Origin of the sequence: Halobellus inordinatus, from assembly GCF_024498335.1 — an archaeon.
Classification (GTDB): domain Archaea; phylum Halobacteriota; class Halobacteria; order Halobacteriales; family Haloferacaceae; genus Haloquadratum; species Haloquadratum inordinatus.
The window spans coordinates 1,385,924-1,399,336 of the sequence record NZ_CP101825.1 but is presented as its reverse complement, the minus strand read 5'-3'; the positions used below and the strand labels follow the sequence as shown (position 1 = coordinate 1,399,336).

Genomic DNA, 13,413 nt, shown 5'->3' with positions numbered 1-13,413 from the left:
GTCGGACCACCCGTTCGGTACGGTTCGTGGGGCGCAGTGGTGCGCCACAGCGGTCGAGCCGGGTGACGGCCGGTCGTTGCGGTCGTTTCCACAGGAGGCGGTGCGGATGGGCGTGATGGACTGGATGGACGGTGACGAGGGCGAAGATTCCGATACCGTCGCCACGGATGGGCTCGGGTTCGACGAGGACTTCGACGACCTCGACGGCGAGGTGGACGATCTCGACGGGGGCGGAATGGGTGACCTCGACGACGAGATGGACGACTTCGGTGACGATATGGGCGGGTTCGACGACGGTGACGACCTCGGAGGACCCGACATCGACGCCGACACCATCGCGGAGATGGAAGACCGAATCTCCGAGTTGGAAAACGAGGTCAGTTCGGTCTCGTCGAGTATGAACACCGTTCGCGAGGAGAACAAACAGATCGGCGAGACCGTCGAAGAACTCGACGAAACCATCCGAAAGCTGCTGGACATCTACGAGATGGTGACACGGGGAATCAACCCGTTCGTCGACGACGCTCGCGAGATGGGCGGGCTGGAAGGCGACGGTGCGTTCGGCCTCTTCGATATGGAAGAAGAGGAAGAGGAGAATCTCGATTCGGATGTCGCGAACGCGGACGCCGAGGACTTCTTCGACGAGGACTTCGGCGACCTCGACGCCGAACAGGACGAAGCCGAACTCGCAGCAGAGGACGAACTCGCCGAGGAAGAGCGCGAGGACCCCAGTGAGGCACTCGACGATGATGGGGACGAGGAAGCCGGCGACGAAGCGGCTGGCGGATCCAGCTTCGACGACCTGAAAGCCGAATACGAGGAGAATGACGGCTGGGACGACGTCGAGGACGACACGGAAGACGAATCCGAGTCCGACGACCTCGACGACGAGACGGCCGCCGCACAGGATGCGCTCGACGAGGCGCTCGATGGAGACCACTTCGAGGAAGCGACGGAGGATATTGGCGACGAGGAATCACTCGACCAGGCTGAAGAGGTCGAACCCGACGAGACGCTTTTCGAGGCCGACGAAACGTCTGAACCGGCGAACGATGCTGCCGACCCAGCCGAGAGTGGCTCCAAGGAGACGTCACCAGAGCCAGCCGCCAGCCCGGACCCAGCCACGACCACTGCGCAGTCGCCAACGACGGATTCCGAACCGACCCACGATCCCGACGTGTATCTCGCCGAACTTCCGGCCCGGTACACGGCCGAATCCGTCGTCCTAGAATGGACGCGCTTCCTCGTCGACGTCGGCGGGGCGATCGGTGCCGCGCGAGCGCTCCGACAGTACCGCTCGCAGGGCTGGATCACCCGCGACGTCGAGCGGACGATGAGCGAACACGTTCGCAACGCCGCCACCGCAGGGACGACGGAGCAGCCGCGGGACCTGCGCGTGGAACACCACCGCGAGAGCCTGACGTACATCAGTCGGCTCGCCGGCGACGTCGACGAGGCGCGGCTCCTCGAAGAACTATCGGCGCTCGGAGGGGGTTCCCGTGGGATTCGGCGTTAGCGGCTCGACAGCAGTCATCTTTCTCGGCGTCCTGATCGCCTCCGGGACGCTCTACACCGCAGCAGCGGGTAGCGCAGAGCAGATCTCCGAAGCGCGTGACGACGATCAGGAAGACCTACTCGAACGCCGGAATACGGCGATCGACGTGACGCGGGTCGTGTATAACAGTACCGGAAATGACAACCTGGAGGTTACGGTGCAAAACACCGGAACGACGACGCTGTCGGTCAATGGAACGAGTCTACTCGTCGATAACGAGCACATTGGTCTGGGACACACACAAACGAGTGTCGAGGGTGACGATACGACGGACGTATGGGCAGCCGACCAGACACTCGTACTAACGACGACGATGGATCAGGAACCCGACCACGTCAAAGTCGTCGCCGAAAACGGCATCGCGGCGAGTAACACGACGGTCGAGGTGGTGAACTGAATGGCCGACGTCTCCGTTCCGAGTCTGATCCTGTTCATCGCGAGCATCGTCATCGCAGCAGGAGTCGCGGGTGTCCTCATCGACACGGTCACCGGAATCAGCGGGGCGCTCGACGACCGGGGCGCAGACGTCGCAGAGAACATCCGGACCGACATCGAAATTATCAGCAGTTCCGACAGTAACGTTTACGACGACAGCTCAAACAGCATAAGTCTGTACGTCAAGAACACGGGACAACGAACGTTACCAGCGACGGGTCAAACGTTTGACGTCATCGTCGACGCGCAATATCGAGCGGACGTCGATGTCAATGTCGTCGACGGCAACAGCGGGGAGTGGACGCCCCACGGTGTCGTCAACGTCACGATACAGAACATCGACCTGACCGAAGGTAGCGGCGATCACGACGTCACGCTGACCGTCGACGGCGACGAAGAGAACTTCCGCTTCAACTACTAACTATGGGATCGAATCAGTTCTCGCTTGGACTCAAAGACCACGACCGCCTCGAGAAGGAACTCGGCGGCGGTATTCCGAAGGGCTCGATCGTCCTCATCGAAGGCGATTACGGGGCCGGAAAGAGCGTCCTCTCCCAGCGACTCACCTACGGGTTTACGCAGGAAGACATTGTGACGACGCTCGTCTCGACAGAACTAGGTGTCCGAGGCTTTCTCGACCAGATGCACTCGCTGACGTACGACGTCGTCAAGCCCCTGCTCGACGAGGAGATTCTCTTCATCCCCGCCGAGATCGACGCGTCGGGGACGCTGACCGGCAGCGGCGGGGACGACGAGCGGAAGCAACTCCTCAAGCGAATGATGGAGGCGGACACGATGTGGGACGCCGACGTCATCATCGTCGATACGTTCGACGCCATTCTCCGGAACGATCCCAAGTTCGAGGCGCTCGTCCGGCAAAATGAGGAGCGGCAGGCGGCGCTGGAAATCATCTCGTTCTTCCGTGACCTGACCACGAAGGGCAAGACGATCGTTCTCACGGTCGACCCCTCGACGGTCGACGACGAGGCGATCGGTCCCTTCCGATCGATCGCTGACGTCTACCTCGAATTAGAGATGGTCGAGGTCGGGAACGACGTCCGGCGAAACATCTTCGTGAAGCGATTCGCCGGGATGGGCCAGCAGGTCGGCGACCGCGTCGGCTTCTCGGTCCGCTCGGGGATCGGGATCGTCATCGAGTCGAGGAGTGTCGCATAATGGCTACCGAACACGGCTCAGCGAAGATCGACAACGAACTGCGGCGGCACGCCCAGCGGTGGGGCCATCTCCGCGAGCACCTCAAGCGGTTTCGGCAGATCACCGGCGAGTTCCCGATGCTCGTCGAGGAGCCAGACGGATACGAGTCGCGGCGGCCGAACATCATCTACCACGTGGGCGGTCCGATCTACTGTCAGGTGTACGGGAACTTCGGGGAGACGACGAAGTACTACACGATCGAGCCGGAACTGGACGACGACGAACGCGAGCTCTTCGGGCAGGTGAAAGACAAACTCCTCGAACGGTCGGTGACGAAGCCGGCACCTGCCGAGGAGACCGAGTACGAAGATCGGATTCGAGAACTGCTCGAAGAGATCGTCGTCCTCAAAGACGAACGCAACGGGCGGTTGGCGGAAATCATCCAGCGACTCGAACTCGGGGCGCTGGAAGTGTCCGAAGAGACGTACGAGAAGGTCCAGTACCGACTCGTCCGCGACATCGTCGGTCTCGGACCGCTGGAGCCGATCATGCGCGACCCGGCCAACGAGGACATTCACGTCATTGGGCCACGCCAGGTCGACGTCGATCACGGCGAGTTCGGACTGCTGGAGACGACCGTCGAATTCGACTCCGAAGAGCAGTACGACAACTGGCTCCGGAATATGGGTGAACGGATCGGCGATCCGGTGTCGGACGCGCACCCGATCGTGGACTCGACGCTCCCGGACGGATCGCGTATCAACATCATCTACTCCGACGACGTCTCGCTGAAGGGTTCCTCACTCACGATCCGTCAGGGCGATGACGTCCCACTGTCGGTGTTTCAGATCGCAAAGTGGGGAACGCTGTCGCCGGAACTGGCCGCGTATCTCTGGATCGCCTTGGAGAACGAGCGGACGGTGTTCGTCGTCGGCGAGACGGCGTCCGGGAAGACCACGACGCTCAACGCTGTCACGTCGTTCATCCCGCGAGACTCGAAGATCTACACCGCAGAGGACACCGCCGAGGTGCTCCCGCCGCACGACACGTGGCAGCAGCTCCTCACCCGCGAGGGACGCGGCGCGGATTCTGAGGTCGATATGTTCGACCTCGTCGCGGCCGCACTGCGTTCCCGTCCCGACTACATCATCGTCGGGGAGGTTCGTGGCGAGGAGGGGCGAATGGCGTTCCAGGCCGCCCAGACCGGTCACCCGGTGATGCTGACGTTCCACGCGTCCGACATCGTCTCGATGATCCAGCGGTTCACCGGGGACCCGATCAACGTCCCCGAGACGTTCATGTCGAACTGTGACATCGCGCTGTTCCAGAACCGCGTCAAGCGGGGCAACGACACGCTCCGTCGTGTCACGTCGGTGCAGGAGATCGAGGGATACTCGAAAGAGATGGGCGGTGTCGTCACCCGGGAGGCGTTCTACTGGGACCCCGTCGAAGACGAGATCGTGTTCCAGGGCCGGAACAACTCCTTCATTATGGAAGAGAAGATCGCGACGCTGCTCGGGTACGACGACACCCGAAAGATCTACGAGGACATCGAGTTCCGCTCGGAACTCATCCGACGGGCAATCCAAGAGAACATCGTCGGCTATCACGAGGTGAACGAGTTCATCGAGGACTTCCAGCGGGACGGTACGGAAGGCATCCCGTTCGATATGACGAGGGTCGACTGATGAGTGAAACTGACCGACGGCCGAACCGGAGTGCCTCCGATGACCGACAGGGAGGATAATCGATGAGTGAGACGAATCCCGACGTCGATCCAGGGTGGAGTGCACAGCGGAAGCAACTCCAGGAGTTCGCGTCGTCGATCCTCGACTCCTACGAGCGGATGCCGATGGAAAATCGGAAGTACGCGCTCACGGTCCTGGCGCCGACGGTACTCCTGTTCGTCCTCGGCGTCGCCGGGGCCGTCTTCCTCCCGCTGCCGGTCCTGGTCCGGATCCCGATCTTCCTCCTCGGCGCGCTGATGCTGGTGGCGGGCGCTCTCTATCCCCGCCTGCTCGTCGAACAGCAGCGACGCGGCCTGGAGAACCAACTGCACCTCGTCATCACGCACCTGACGGTGCTTTCGACGACGAATATCGACCGTGTTGCGGTCTTCCGGCAGCTTGGGAAAGAAGAAGAGTACGGCGAGCTCGCGGTCGAAATGCGGCGGATCACGGAGCTGGTCGACACGTGGAATCAGTCGCTCGATGACGCGCTGCGTCGGCGTGCACGTGCCGTTCCCTCGAAGGAACTCGGTGATTTCCTCGACCGACTGGCGTACTCGCTGAACGCCGGCCAAAGCCTCGATGACTTCCTGCTCGGCGAACAGCAGACGATGATCGAAAAGTACGTCACGGTCTACGAGGGGGCGCTCGGCAACCTAGAAGTGATGAAGGACCTCTATCTCTCGATGATTCTCTCGATGACGTTCGCCATCATCAACGCGATCGTGTTGCCGATTCTCACCGGCACCGACGCGACGATGACCATCGCGGCCGTTATCGTGCTGTTCGTCTTCGTCCAGTTGGGGTTCTACTTCGTCATCAGGACGATATCGCCGCACGACCCACTGTGGTATCAGCAGGACGAGTACCGGACGAAGATGGACCGGCAAATCGACATCGCACTTTACGGATCGGTCGCGCTAAGTCTCGTGTTCATTGGCATTCTGGGACTCGGCGTCGCCGGGTGGACGTCGATCGGACAATCGATCCAGTACGTGATGCTCGATATTCCGATTCCAGTGATGATGGCGGCACCCTTGACGCCGCTCGCGATTCCGGGGCTCGTTGCTCGGCACCACGAGAACAGCGTCAAGGAACGCGACAACGAATTCCCGGGATTCATCCGGGCGCTCGGCGCCTCCGAGAGCGCGAAGCAATCGACCACGCGCGCGGTGTTGGAAACGCTCCGCGAGAAGGACTTCGGCGTGCTCTCCCGAGAGATCGATCGGCTCTACACTCGATTGAATATGCGCGTCGCACCGGATCGCTCGTGGTTCTTCTTCACCGCGGAGACAAGTTCGTACCTCATCCAGAAGTTCTCGGAGATGTACCTCGTCGGGCGACAGATGGGTGGGACACCGAAACAGCTCGGCGAACTCATCTCACAGAATATGAACGAAGTGATCAAGCTCCGTCAGCAGCGCGACCAGGCGACCGTGACGCTCATCGGCGTTCTCTACGGAATCACCGCCTCCGCGGCGTTCGCGTTCTTCATCGGCCTGGAAGTCGTCGAGATCCTCGCGACGTTCTCCTCGGATCTGAACCTCGCGCAGTTCGAGTTCGGGAAGATCATCTACGCGGGCGTCTACGACATCCCGGTGATCGAGTACCTGCTGTCGCTCATTATCCTGTTCAACGGCGTCCTCTCGGCGCTGATGATCCGGATGGTCGACGGCGGGCACAAGGTGAACGCCTACCTCCACTTCGTCGTTCTCGTTTGGATCGGCAGTGGCAGCGCGGTGCTGACCTCGTGGCTCGCCGGGGGGCTGATCAGCGTATGACGGCCGCAGATTCCGACCGTGATGGCGGCGATCGCGACGCCTCCGAGTCACACTCTGAACACGGCGAAGCAGCCGACCAACGCTCGGAACTCCTCGAAGCGTATCGGGAGGAATCCGGCAGCGGCTCAGACTCGAAGTCGAAGTCGGGCTCGAAGTCGAAGTCGGGCTCGAAGTCGAAATCTCGTAAGGCACAGAGCGGCGAGTCGATCATCGTCGACTTCGTCGCGAACTTCGTCGCCGGCGGCGACGCCGCGTTCGATCCGGTGAAAGGTCGCGTGCTGATGAGCGAGCGACGGCTCGTCCTCGCGACCTCGGAAACGAAGACGATGATTCCGATCACCTCGATCTTCGACATCGCAGTCGGGCAGGTGCCGCCCGAAGTCGAGGAGTTCTTCGATTACACCGTGATGGTCGGGTACGTCGACGGCGACTATCGACGGACGACCGTCATCGGTGGCGACCGAGAGACGATCGAGAAGTTCTCGCTCTTGCTCTTCCGGGCGACGCTCAACGGATCGACGGCGCTCGTGAAGCATCCGGCGAAGATCGGCGGGCGCGTGATGGATACCCCGAAGCGGAAGACTGGGCTCAATCTCGATTACGAGTCGGTGTCGTTCCCCGGCAGCGACGTCCAATCCGAGGAAGACGGGCCGTTCTCGATCGACCTGGCGTCGGTCGTCTTCTTCGAGGTGATAGAGCGGACGGCCGACGACGGCGATTCCATCCTCGTCCTCTCAGTGCAACACGTCGAGAACGGTCAGACGGTCACCTCCGAGATTTCGATGCGGTCGAGACGGAAGATGAACATCCTCGGCCGCTACCTGCGGCTGATCTACCACTGGATCAAGAGCGACGTCCGCGACGTCGAGGTGGCCGAGACAGAACTGGAAGTGCTCGTTGGGCTGTACTCGACCGCCGAAGACATCGATCTCGCATCGCTACTCGACATCGGCGACGCCGAACTCGAAGCCCGACTGGAGTCACTCCACGAAAACGACCTCATCACTGACGAGGAGCCACCGGTCGATCTCACGCCACAGGGTCGGTTTATCGTCAACGAGGAGTTCGAAGACATCAACGTGTGAGCGCGCGAGGCAGGCCAGCCGTTCGAGACCGGCAAGCGCGGCGGGAGACGCCAACCGGGAAAGTGACGGACGCCCTGCGGCGCCACTACCGCATTTCTTCTAGGGGGACGAACGCGTCCGCGTCGGCGGATAGCCAGGCGTCGACGTGTTCACAGCAACTCTCCCGACGCGGGTAGATCGTACAGCGGTCCGGCCGTTCCTCGTAGCGGACGACGACGCTTCGGAGTTCGAACAGTCGATGCGACGCATCGTCGGTGCGTTCGGCTCTCGGCTCTGGAGCGCGGTTTTCGGGATCGCCGGGCAAGTCGGACATCTCAGTCCACACTCGGACTATCGCTACGGACGTACTAAACCACTACTGTTGGCAGGCAAGTTCCGCCGGGTAACACGGAGTCAAGTGTGCCCGAGTGCCAAGCACTCGAAGAGATGGTAGACCCGACCTCCGATCTCGGAGAGGATATCGACGAATCTAACGCACCCGCGTGTGCGACCTGCGGAGAGAAGATCGTGCAGTCGCCGACCCACCGCGTCGTTACGTGGATCGAGGACAGCCAGGTGCAAGATCGACACTTCTGTTCTGACGAGTGTAAGGCCGCCTACGACGAATAGCGACTTCTCTCTCTCTCTCTCAGTCCGCTTCGAGCGACGACCAGAACCGATCGACGCCGTAGCCGAGCATATCCGGACTGACCGGATCGAACTCCTCGCGTTCGGTCTCGGGGAGGTATTCCCGGACGCTGTCCCAGGACTCGCGAGCGTAGCGGGCGTCCACGAGTGCACGGATCCCGACCTCGTCGGGCCCGCGAATGACGCGCCCGATCGCCTGCCGCGCTTTTCGCACGGCCGGCACGGTGAGCGCCGTCTCGAATCCGCTCCGACTCCCTTTGCCCTCGGAACCGAACCGGCGATCGTACGCCGTCTTCACCGCCCGCGTCCGCGGACTCGACGTGTCGATGATCGGCACGCCGCAGACGACCGCCGCGGCGAGGCGGTCGCCCCGGTAGTCGACGCCCTCGGTGAGCGTCCCGCGGAGGCTCGTGACGAGGACTTTCGACTCCCCGCCGAAGAACTCCGTCTTCAGGGCCTCGGTCGCGTCGTCGTCGGACGCTTCGTCGAGGAGCACCGGGCGGTCGAGTCGCTCCGAGAGGGCCTCGGCCATCCACGCGGCCTCTGCGTAGTTCGGCATCCCGACGAGGACGTTCCCCGGCGAGCGCGCGATCTCACAGACGGCATCGACGTGGGCGCGTCGGGTCGGATTCAGTTCGCCCCGCTGGCCGCGGTTCTCGTGGGTGAACTTCGGCACGTCGACGGCGAAGGACGCGCGGTTCGTCGCGGGGAACGAGAGCCCGTAGGTCCGCTCCTCGATCGGCCGGCCGTCGTCCGCGAGCGCGTCCAGCCCTGTTACTTCCCGAAAGACAGCCATCGGTTCGAGCGTCGCCGACATCAGGACGCCGCCGCCGAACTCGCCGAGCCGCTCTGCAATCGCCTCGCCGGGGACGCAGTTGTGCAGCGAGATGCGGGCGTTGTAGGCGCGTCGCCAGGAGTTCTGGCGGGCGGTCTCGTCCCAGGTGCGTTCGAGTTCGAGTTCTCTGAAGTACGCGACGTGGCCGGTCCGAACCCAGTTCGCGAGCGTTCGCCCGACGGCGGGGGCGGCCCGCCGGACGTCGTCGTCTTCGGCCTCGTTCAGGATGCGAGCGACGACGGCGCCGACTGACTCCGCACGAAGCCACGTCGCTTCGTCGTAGCCGGCGTCGTCGGCCCACGCCGTGAGTTCGTCGACGCCGGGATCTTCGGGGTCGCGGAGCGGGATCTCGTCGTCGTCGAGGCGCGTGAGGTCCGCGCGCCAGTCCGGCAGTGTCCGGTCCAGGTGAGCGTTCACGCGGCGGTCGATCTCCGATCGGAGATCCGAGACGAACTCGCGGATCTCGCGCACTTCGCGGAGAGTCACGTCCGCGTCGGCGAGTTCGCCGCGGACGAGGTCGGCGTCGGCGCTTCCGGCGTCGCCATCCGCACTTGATTTCCCCGCGTCCTCGAACTCGATCGGCTGGATCACTCGCGTCAGTTCGTTCTCGGCGTCGCGAAGCGTCGATTCGGCGACGCCGTCGCTCACCAGATCGCGAACGCGCGGTTCGAGCATATGCGCCTCGTCGCAGACGACGAAGGTTTCCTCGTCGACGAGCGCACCCGTGAACGAGCCAACCGTCGTGGGGTCGAACGCGTGGTAGTAGTTTCCGAGGACGACCTCCGCGTGCGGGAGGACTGCGCCCATCACCGAGTGGGGGCAGGTGCCGTAGCCGGCGCTCAAGCGAACGAGTTCCTCGGTGTCGATGTGGCCGCGGTCGGTCAGATCGAACGGGACCGCCTCGATCGGGTCGCCGTCCTCGGGGACGTCGTCGAGGAACGTCGCGTAGAACGGACAGTACTCCGTGTCGCCGTACTCGGCGGTCTCGGGGAGATACGGCGTCGGTTCGCCGGCGGTGGAGAGGTACTCGGGCCCCTGTGTTGAGCCCGAGTCGAGCAGCCCGGTCTGCGTCTGGCGGGCCTCCGAAACGAGTGTCCCCGTCGAGGTCTCGCCGCCGTCACCGACGAGGTTTCGCGTTCGTTCGCGGAGGCCCTCACACCGATCGTAGACCGTCTCGTCGTCGACGCCGGCGACGCCTTCGCGGCTGTAGGGGCAGACGTCGGCCTTCCCGACGAGCGTCAGTCCCGACACGGGCGACCACTCGTCCGGAAGGTTCGCGTTGATCGTTTCGAGGTCGGCCTCGAACTGGCGCAGTTGCTGCTTGACGCTCGTCAGGACGAGCACGCGCTCGTAGTCCGACTCGGGGTCGCGGACGCGGTCGATGCCCGCCGTAAGCGCGAGCATCGTCTTTCCTGTTCCGCACGCCCCTTCGACGACGAGAAAACCGTTCTCCTCGGCGACTTCGACGGCGGCGTCGATGCCGTCGGCTTGCTCGGAATACGGGTCGTCGTGGCCGAAGACCGCCTGCCAACTCACGTGCTGCAGTGGCTGCGCCGCGCTCATATTGGTGTCGGTGAGTGGCCGCGGCTCAGTATTTGAACGCTCGGCCGAGACGAAACGGCGAGAGACGGCGACTCCTGTCGACCGCCCCCCGTAGCTATTCGAACGTGTGATCGATGTCGGCCGAGTCGCCGACGCAGACGACCAACGAGTCGCGGGCCGGCGCGTACACCTTCATCTCGCGTCCTTTCACGGAGTAGCGGGTGTCGACGACGCGGACGAGCTCTGCGTCGCGGAGGTTGTCGAGGTGGTGCCGAACGTTCTGCAGCGAGGTTTCGACGTCGTCTGCGAGTTCGGAGGCGGTGGCAGGGTTCTCTTGGAGAGCCGCAAGTGTCGAGCGGGCAGTGTCGGAGGCGAGACAGTTTATGAGCTGGGCGGCGTCATCGTCGTCGAGCGGAAGCACGCGGAGGGTGCCATCGTCCCCATCTGGAGGACGAGTCTCTGTCTCTGACGGCAGGAGCCCCGACATACCACCGTATTCCACGTACGTCTGCCTAAACGTTTCGGATATCCGACACACACCACGTCACGCGTGACCGGAGCGGTCACGCTTTGCCGGGGACGGCCAGTGCCGAGGCCAGCGTCGGGCGCGCTACAGTATCCCTCGCATTTTAGGATAGGTCGGACCGAACTGAGGAGTATGATAACGAGCGAGCGAATGGCCGCGGTGGATCGCAACGCCGAGGCGCTCGGCGTCCCGCGGAAGCAGTTGATGGAGTCGAGCGGCAACGCCGTCGCCCGTACGGTACGCCGCCTGGCTGACCCCGAAGACGCGGTCGCGATCGTGGCCGGCCGCGGGAACAACGGCGGCGACGCACTCGTCGCCGCCCGCTTTCTCGACGCCTACGACGTCACCGTCCACCTCCTCGGTCGGCCGGAGACGATCACGACCGATCTGGCCCGGGAAAACTGGGAGGCCCTGCGTGCCGCAGAGTACGACGCGCGGACAGTCACAGATTCCGTCGATCTCGATTTCGACCTCGGCGACCCGGACGTGATCGTCGATGCGATGCTCGGCACGGGCGTGACGGGGGCGCTGCGCGAACCGGCGGCGACGGCCGCCCGGCAGGTCAACCGCCTGGGCGCGACGGTTCTCTCGGTCGACGTCCCCTCCGGAGTCGACGCCGACACCGGCGAAGCCGCGGGCGTCGCCGTCGACGCCGACCACGTGGTGACGTTCCACGACGAAAAACCGGGACTGGCGTCGCTCGACGCCGACGTCACCGTCGAAGACATCGGGATCCCGTCGGCAGCGGAACTGTTCACCGGACCGGGCGACCTCCAGCAACTCGGACGTCCAGCCCAGAGCCACAAGGGCGACTTCGGCGAGGTACTGGTCGTCGGCGGCGGCCCGTACACCGGCGCGCCCGCACTCGCCGCACAGGCGGCACTCCGAGCCGGCGCGGACCTCGTCCGCGTCGCCTGCCCCGCGTCGGTCGCGCGCGAGATCCAGGGCTACAGCGAGAACCTCATTCTCCATCCCTACGACGGCGACCATCTGGATCCGGCACACGTGGGCGAAATTCTGACGCTCGCGGCCGAGCACGACGTCGCCGTCTTCGGTCCCGGCCTCGGGAGCCACGAGGAGACCCTCGCGGCCGTTCGCGACCTTCTCGAACGCTACGACGGCACCGCCGTCGTCGACGCCGACGCACTCCAAGTCGTCCCGACGGTCGACACCGACGCGACCTTGATCTGCACGCCCCACCAGGGCGAGTTGCAGGCGATGGGCGGCGAGACCGACACCGAGTGGCGGGCGCGCGCGGAACTGGTCACGGAGTTCGCCGAGAACGTCGGTCACGTGCTGCTCGTGAAGGGAGCCTACGACGTGATCACCGACGGCGACGAGACGCGCGTCAACCGCACCGGGAACCCGGGGATGACCGTCGGCGGTACCGGCGACGTTCTCGCGGGCGCGACCGGCGCGCTTGCGTGCGTCCTCACACCGCTGGAGGCGGCCGCCGTCGCCGCCTACGGAAACGGACGCGCCGGCGACGCAGCCGTCGACGAGAACGGGTACGGTCTCCTGGCAACGGATCTGATCGATCGGCTGCCCGCGGCGCTTCGGGAGGGTGACGAATGACCGACGCAGAGCGCGACGCCGACCGGAGGGACGACGGTGACGCTCGATCTGACAGGAGCGACGCGGAACTCACACACGTCGACGAGACGGGCGACGTCCAGATGGTCGACGTCGGCGCGAAGCCCGATACACAACGGAGAGCCGTCGCGGCCGGAACGATTCAGCTCACCGAGTCGACGATCGGCGCGATCCGCGACGACGAGATCGGCAAGGGCGACGTGCTCGCGACCGCGCGCATCGGCGCGGTCCAGGCGGTGAAACACACCTGGGAGACGATCCCGATGTGCCATCAGATCCCGATCACGAACGTCGACACCGACTTCGACGTCCGGGACGACCACGTGACGCTCACCGTGACCGTCGAGACGACCGGGAAGACCGGCTGTGAGATGGAAGCTCTCGAAGGCGTCACGACCGGGCTGAACGTCGTCTGGGATATGGTCAAAGCCGCCGAGAAGACGGCCGACGGGCAGTATCCCGACACGCGAATCACCGACGTCGAAGTCCTGACAAAAGAGAAGCAGCGGGTCGACGACGCCTAGTCGGGCCGCGTCGTCGATTCGGACATCG

At 64.0% G+C, this 13,413-nt stretch carries 13 protein-coding genes; 10 read left to right on the top strand and 3 right to left on the bottom strand.

The window, feature by feature from the left end; genetic code table 11:
- Positions 1 to 106: 106 nt before the first annotated feature.
- The 7 genes from NO362_RS07180 (at position 107) to NO362_RS07150 (ending at position 7,738) form a co-directional block, all read left to right on the top strand.
- Positions 107 to 1,516 carry a flagella accessory protein C gene (locus NO362_RS07180; protein WP_256546613.1) on the top strand — a complete coding sequence of 470 codons (1,410 nt, stop codon included), beginning with the start codon at positions 107 to 109 and terminating at the stop codon, positions 1,514 to 1,516.
- On the top strand, positions 1,500 to 1,952 hold the full coding sequence (gene arlF / locus NO362_RS07175; RefSeq protein WP_256544707.1) for an archaellum stator protein ArlF: 453 nt from the start codon (positions 1,500 to 1,502) through the stop codon (positions 1,950 to 1,952). The genes NO362_RS07180 and arlF overlap by 17 nt, the downstream gene beginning before the upstream one ends.
- Positions 1,953 to 2,411 (top strand): archaellum stator protein ArlG, encoded by a 459-nt coding sequence (gene arlG, locus NO362_RS07170; protein WP_256544706.1) that lies wholly within the window; start codon positions 1,953 to 1,955, stop codon positions 2,409 to 2,411.
- A gap of 2 nt (positions 2,412 to 2,413) precedes the next feature.
- Entirely contained in the window at positions 2,414 to 3,166 is a 753-nt protein-coding gene (gene arlH / locus NO362_RS07165) for an archaellum protein ArlH (protein WP_256288081.1), read from the top strand.
- Positions 3,166 to 4,833, top strand: coding sequence for an archaellum flagellar ATPase motor FlaI (flaI, locus tag NO362_RS07160; RefSeq protein WP_256544705.1), 1,668 nt, complete (start codon positions 3,166 to 3,168; stop codon positions 4,831 to 4,833). Before arlH ends, flaI begins: the two co-directional genes overlap by 1 nt.
- Positions 4,834 to 4,895: 62 nt before the next feature.
- Complete coding sequence (gene arlJ, locus NO362_RS07155; protein WP_256544704.1) at positions 4,896 to 6,653, top strand: archaellar assembly protein ArlJ/FlaJ; 1,758 nt, start codon at positions 4,896 to 4,898, stop codon at positions 6,651 to 6,653.
- The gene (locus NO362_RS07150) at positions 6,650 to 7,738 is read left to right on the top strand and encodes a CheF family chemotaxis protein (protein ID WP_256544703.1); all 1,089 of its coding nucleotides are present in this window, start codon (positions 6,650 to 6,652) and stop codon (positions 7,736 to 7,738) included. Before arlJ ends, NO362_RS07150 begins: the two co-directional genes overlap by 4 nt.
- Positions 7,739 to 7,823: 85 nt before the next feature.
- Here the strand turns inward: NO362_RS07150 and NO362_RS07145 are convergent, their stop codons facing one another.
- On the bottom strand, positions 7,824 to 8,051 hold the full coding sequence (locus NO362_RS07145; protein WP_121568125.1) for a DUF7511 domain-containing protein: 228 nt from the start codon (positions 8,049 to 8,051) through the stop codon (positions 7,824 to 7,826).
- 113 nt (positions 8,052 to 8,164) lie between these two features.
- Between NO362_RS07145 and NO362_RS07140 the strand changes: the two genes are divergently transcribed.
- Positions 8,165 to 8,347 (top strand): DUF7576 family protein, encoded by a 183-nt coding sequence (locus NO362_RS07140; protein ID WP_256546612.1) that lies wholly within the window; start codon positions 8,165 to 8,167, stop codon positions 8,345 to 8,347.
- A gap of 19 nt (positions 8,348 to 8,366) precedes the next feature.
- On the opposite strand, the gene NO362_RS07135 is transcribed toward NO362_RS07140, so the two are convergent.
- Entirely contained in the window at positions 8,367 to 10,763 is a 2,397-nt protein-coding gene (locus NO362_RS07135; RefSeq protein ID WP_256544702.1) for an ATP-dependent DNA helicase, read from the bottom strand.
- 94 nt (positions 10,764 to 10,857) lie between these two features.
- The gene (locus NO362_RS07130; protein ID WP_256544701.1) at positions 10,858 to 11,229 is read right to left on the bottom strand and encodes an ArsR/SmtB family transcription factor; all 372 of its coding nucleotides are present in this window, start codon (positions 11,227 to 11,229) and stop codon (positions 10,858 to 10,860) included.
- 171 nt (positions 11,230 to 11,400) lie between these two features.
- On the opposite strand from NO362_RS07130, the gene NO362_RS07125 reads away from it, so the two are divergent.
- Both NO362_RS07125 and moaC read left to right on the top strand, forming a co-directional pair.
- Complete coding sequence (locus NO362_RS07125) at positions 11,401 to 12,843, top strand: NAD(P)H-hydrate dehydratase (protein WP_256544700.1); 1,443 nt, start codon at positions 11,401 to 11,403, stop codon at positions 12,841 to 12,843.
- Positions 12,840 to 13,385 (top strand): cyclic pyranopterin monophosphate synthase MoaC, encoded by a 546-nt coding sequence (moaC, locus tag NO362_RS07120; RefSeq protein ID WP_256544699.1) that lies wholly within the window; start codon positions 12,840 to 12,842, stop codon positions 13,383 to 13,385. The genes NO362_RS07125 and moaC overlap by 4 nt, the downstream gene beginning before the upstream one ends.
- Positions 13,386 to 13,413: the final 28 nt, after the last annotated feature.

Bases quoted from the DNA above. Each gene is read 5' to 3' on its own strand.
- NO362_RS07135 (WP_256544702.1), bottom strand. From the start codon at position 10,763: ATGAGCGCGGCGCAGCCACTGCAGCACGTGAGTTGGCAGGCGGTCTTC.
- NO362_RS07145 (WP_121568125.1), bottom strand. From the start codon at position 8,051: ATGTCCGACTTGCCCGGCGATCCCGAAAACCGCGCTCCAGAGCCGAGA.
- NO362_RS07125 (WP_256544700.1), top strand. From the start codon at position 11,401: ATGATAACGAGCGAGCGAATGGCCGCGGTGGATCGCAACGCCGAGGCG.
- arlG (WP_256544706.1), top strand. From the start codon at position 1,953: ATGGCCGACGTCTCCGTTCCGAGTCTGATCCTGTTCATCGCGAGCATC.
- NO362_RS07180 (WP_256546613.1), top strand. From the start codon at position 107: ATGGGCGTGATGGACTGGATGGACGGTGACGAGGGCGAAGATTCCGAT.
- moaC (WP_256544699.1), top strand. From the start codon at position 12,840: ATGACCGACGCAGAGCGCGACGCCGACCGGAGGGACGACGGTGACGCT.
- arlJ (WP_256544704.1), top strand. From the start codon at position 4,896: ATGAGTGAGACGAATCCCGACGTCGATCCAGGGTGGAGTGCACAGCGG.
- NO362_RS07130 (WP_256544701.1), bottom strand. From the start codon at position 11,229: ATGTCGGGGCTCCTGCCGTCAGAGACAGAGACTCGTCCTCCAGATGGG.
- NO362_RS07140 (WP_256546612.1), top strand. From the start codon at position 8,165: ATGGTAGACCCGACCTCCGATCTCGGAGAGGATATCGACGAATCTAAC.
- arlH (WP_256288081.1), top strand. From the start codon at position 2,414: ATGGGATCGAATCAGTTCTCGCTTGGACTCAAAGACCACGACCGCCTC.
- flaI (WP_256544705.1), top strand. From the start codon at position 3,166: ATGGCTACCGAACACGGCTCAGCGAAGATCGACAACGAACTGCGGCGG.
- NO362_RS07150 (WP_256544703.1), top strand. From the start codon at position 6,650: ATGACGGCCGCAGATTCCGACCGTGATGGCGGCGATCGCGACGCCTCC.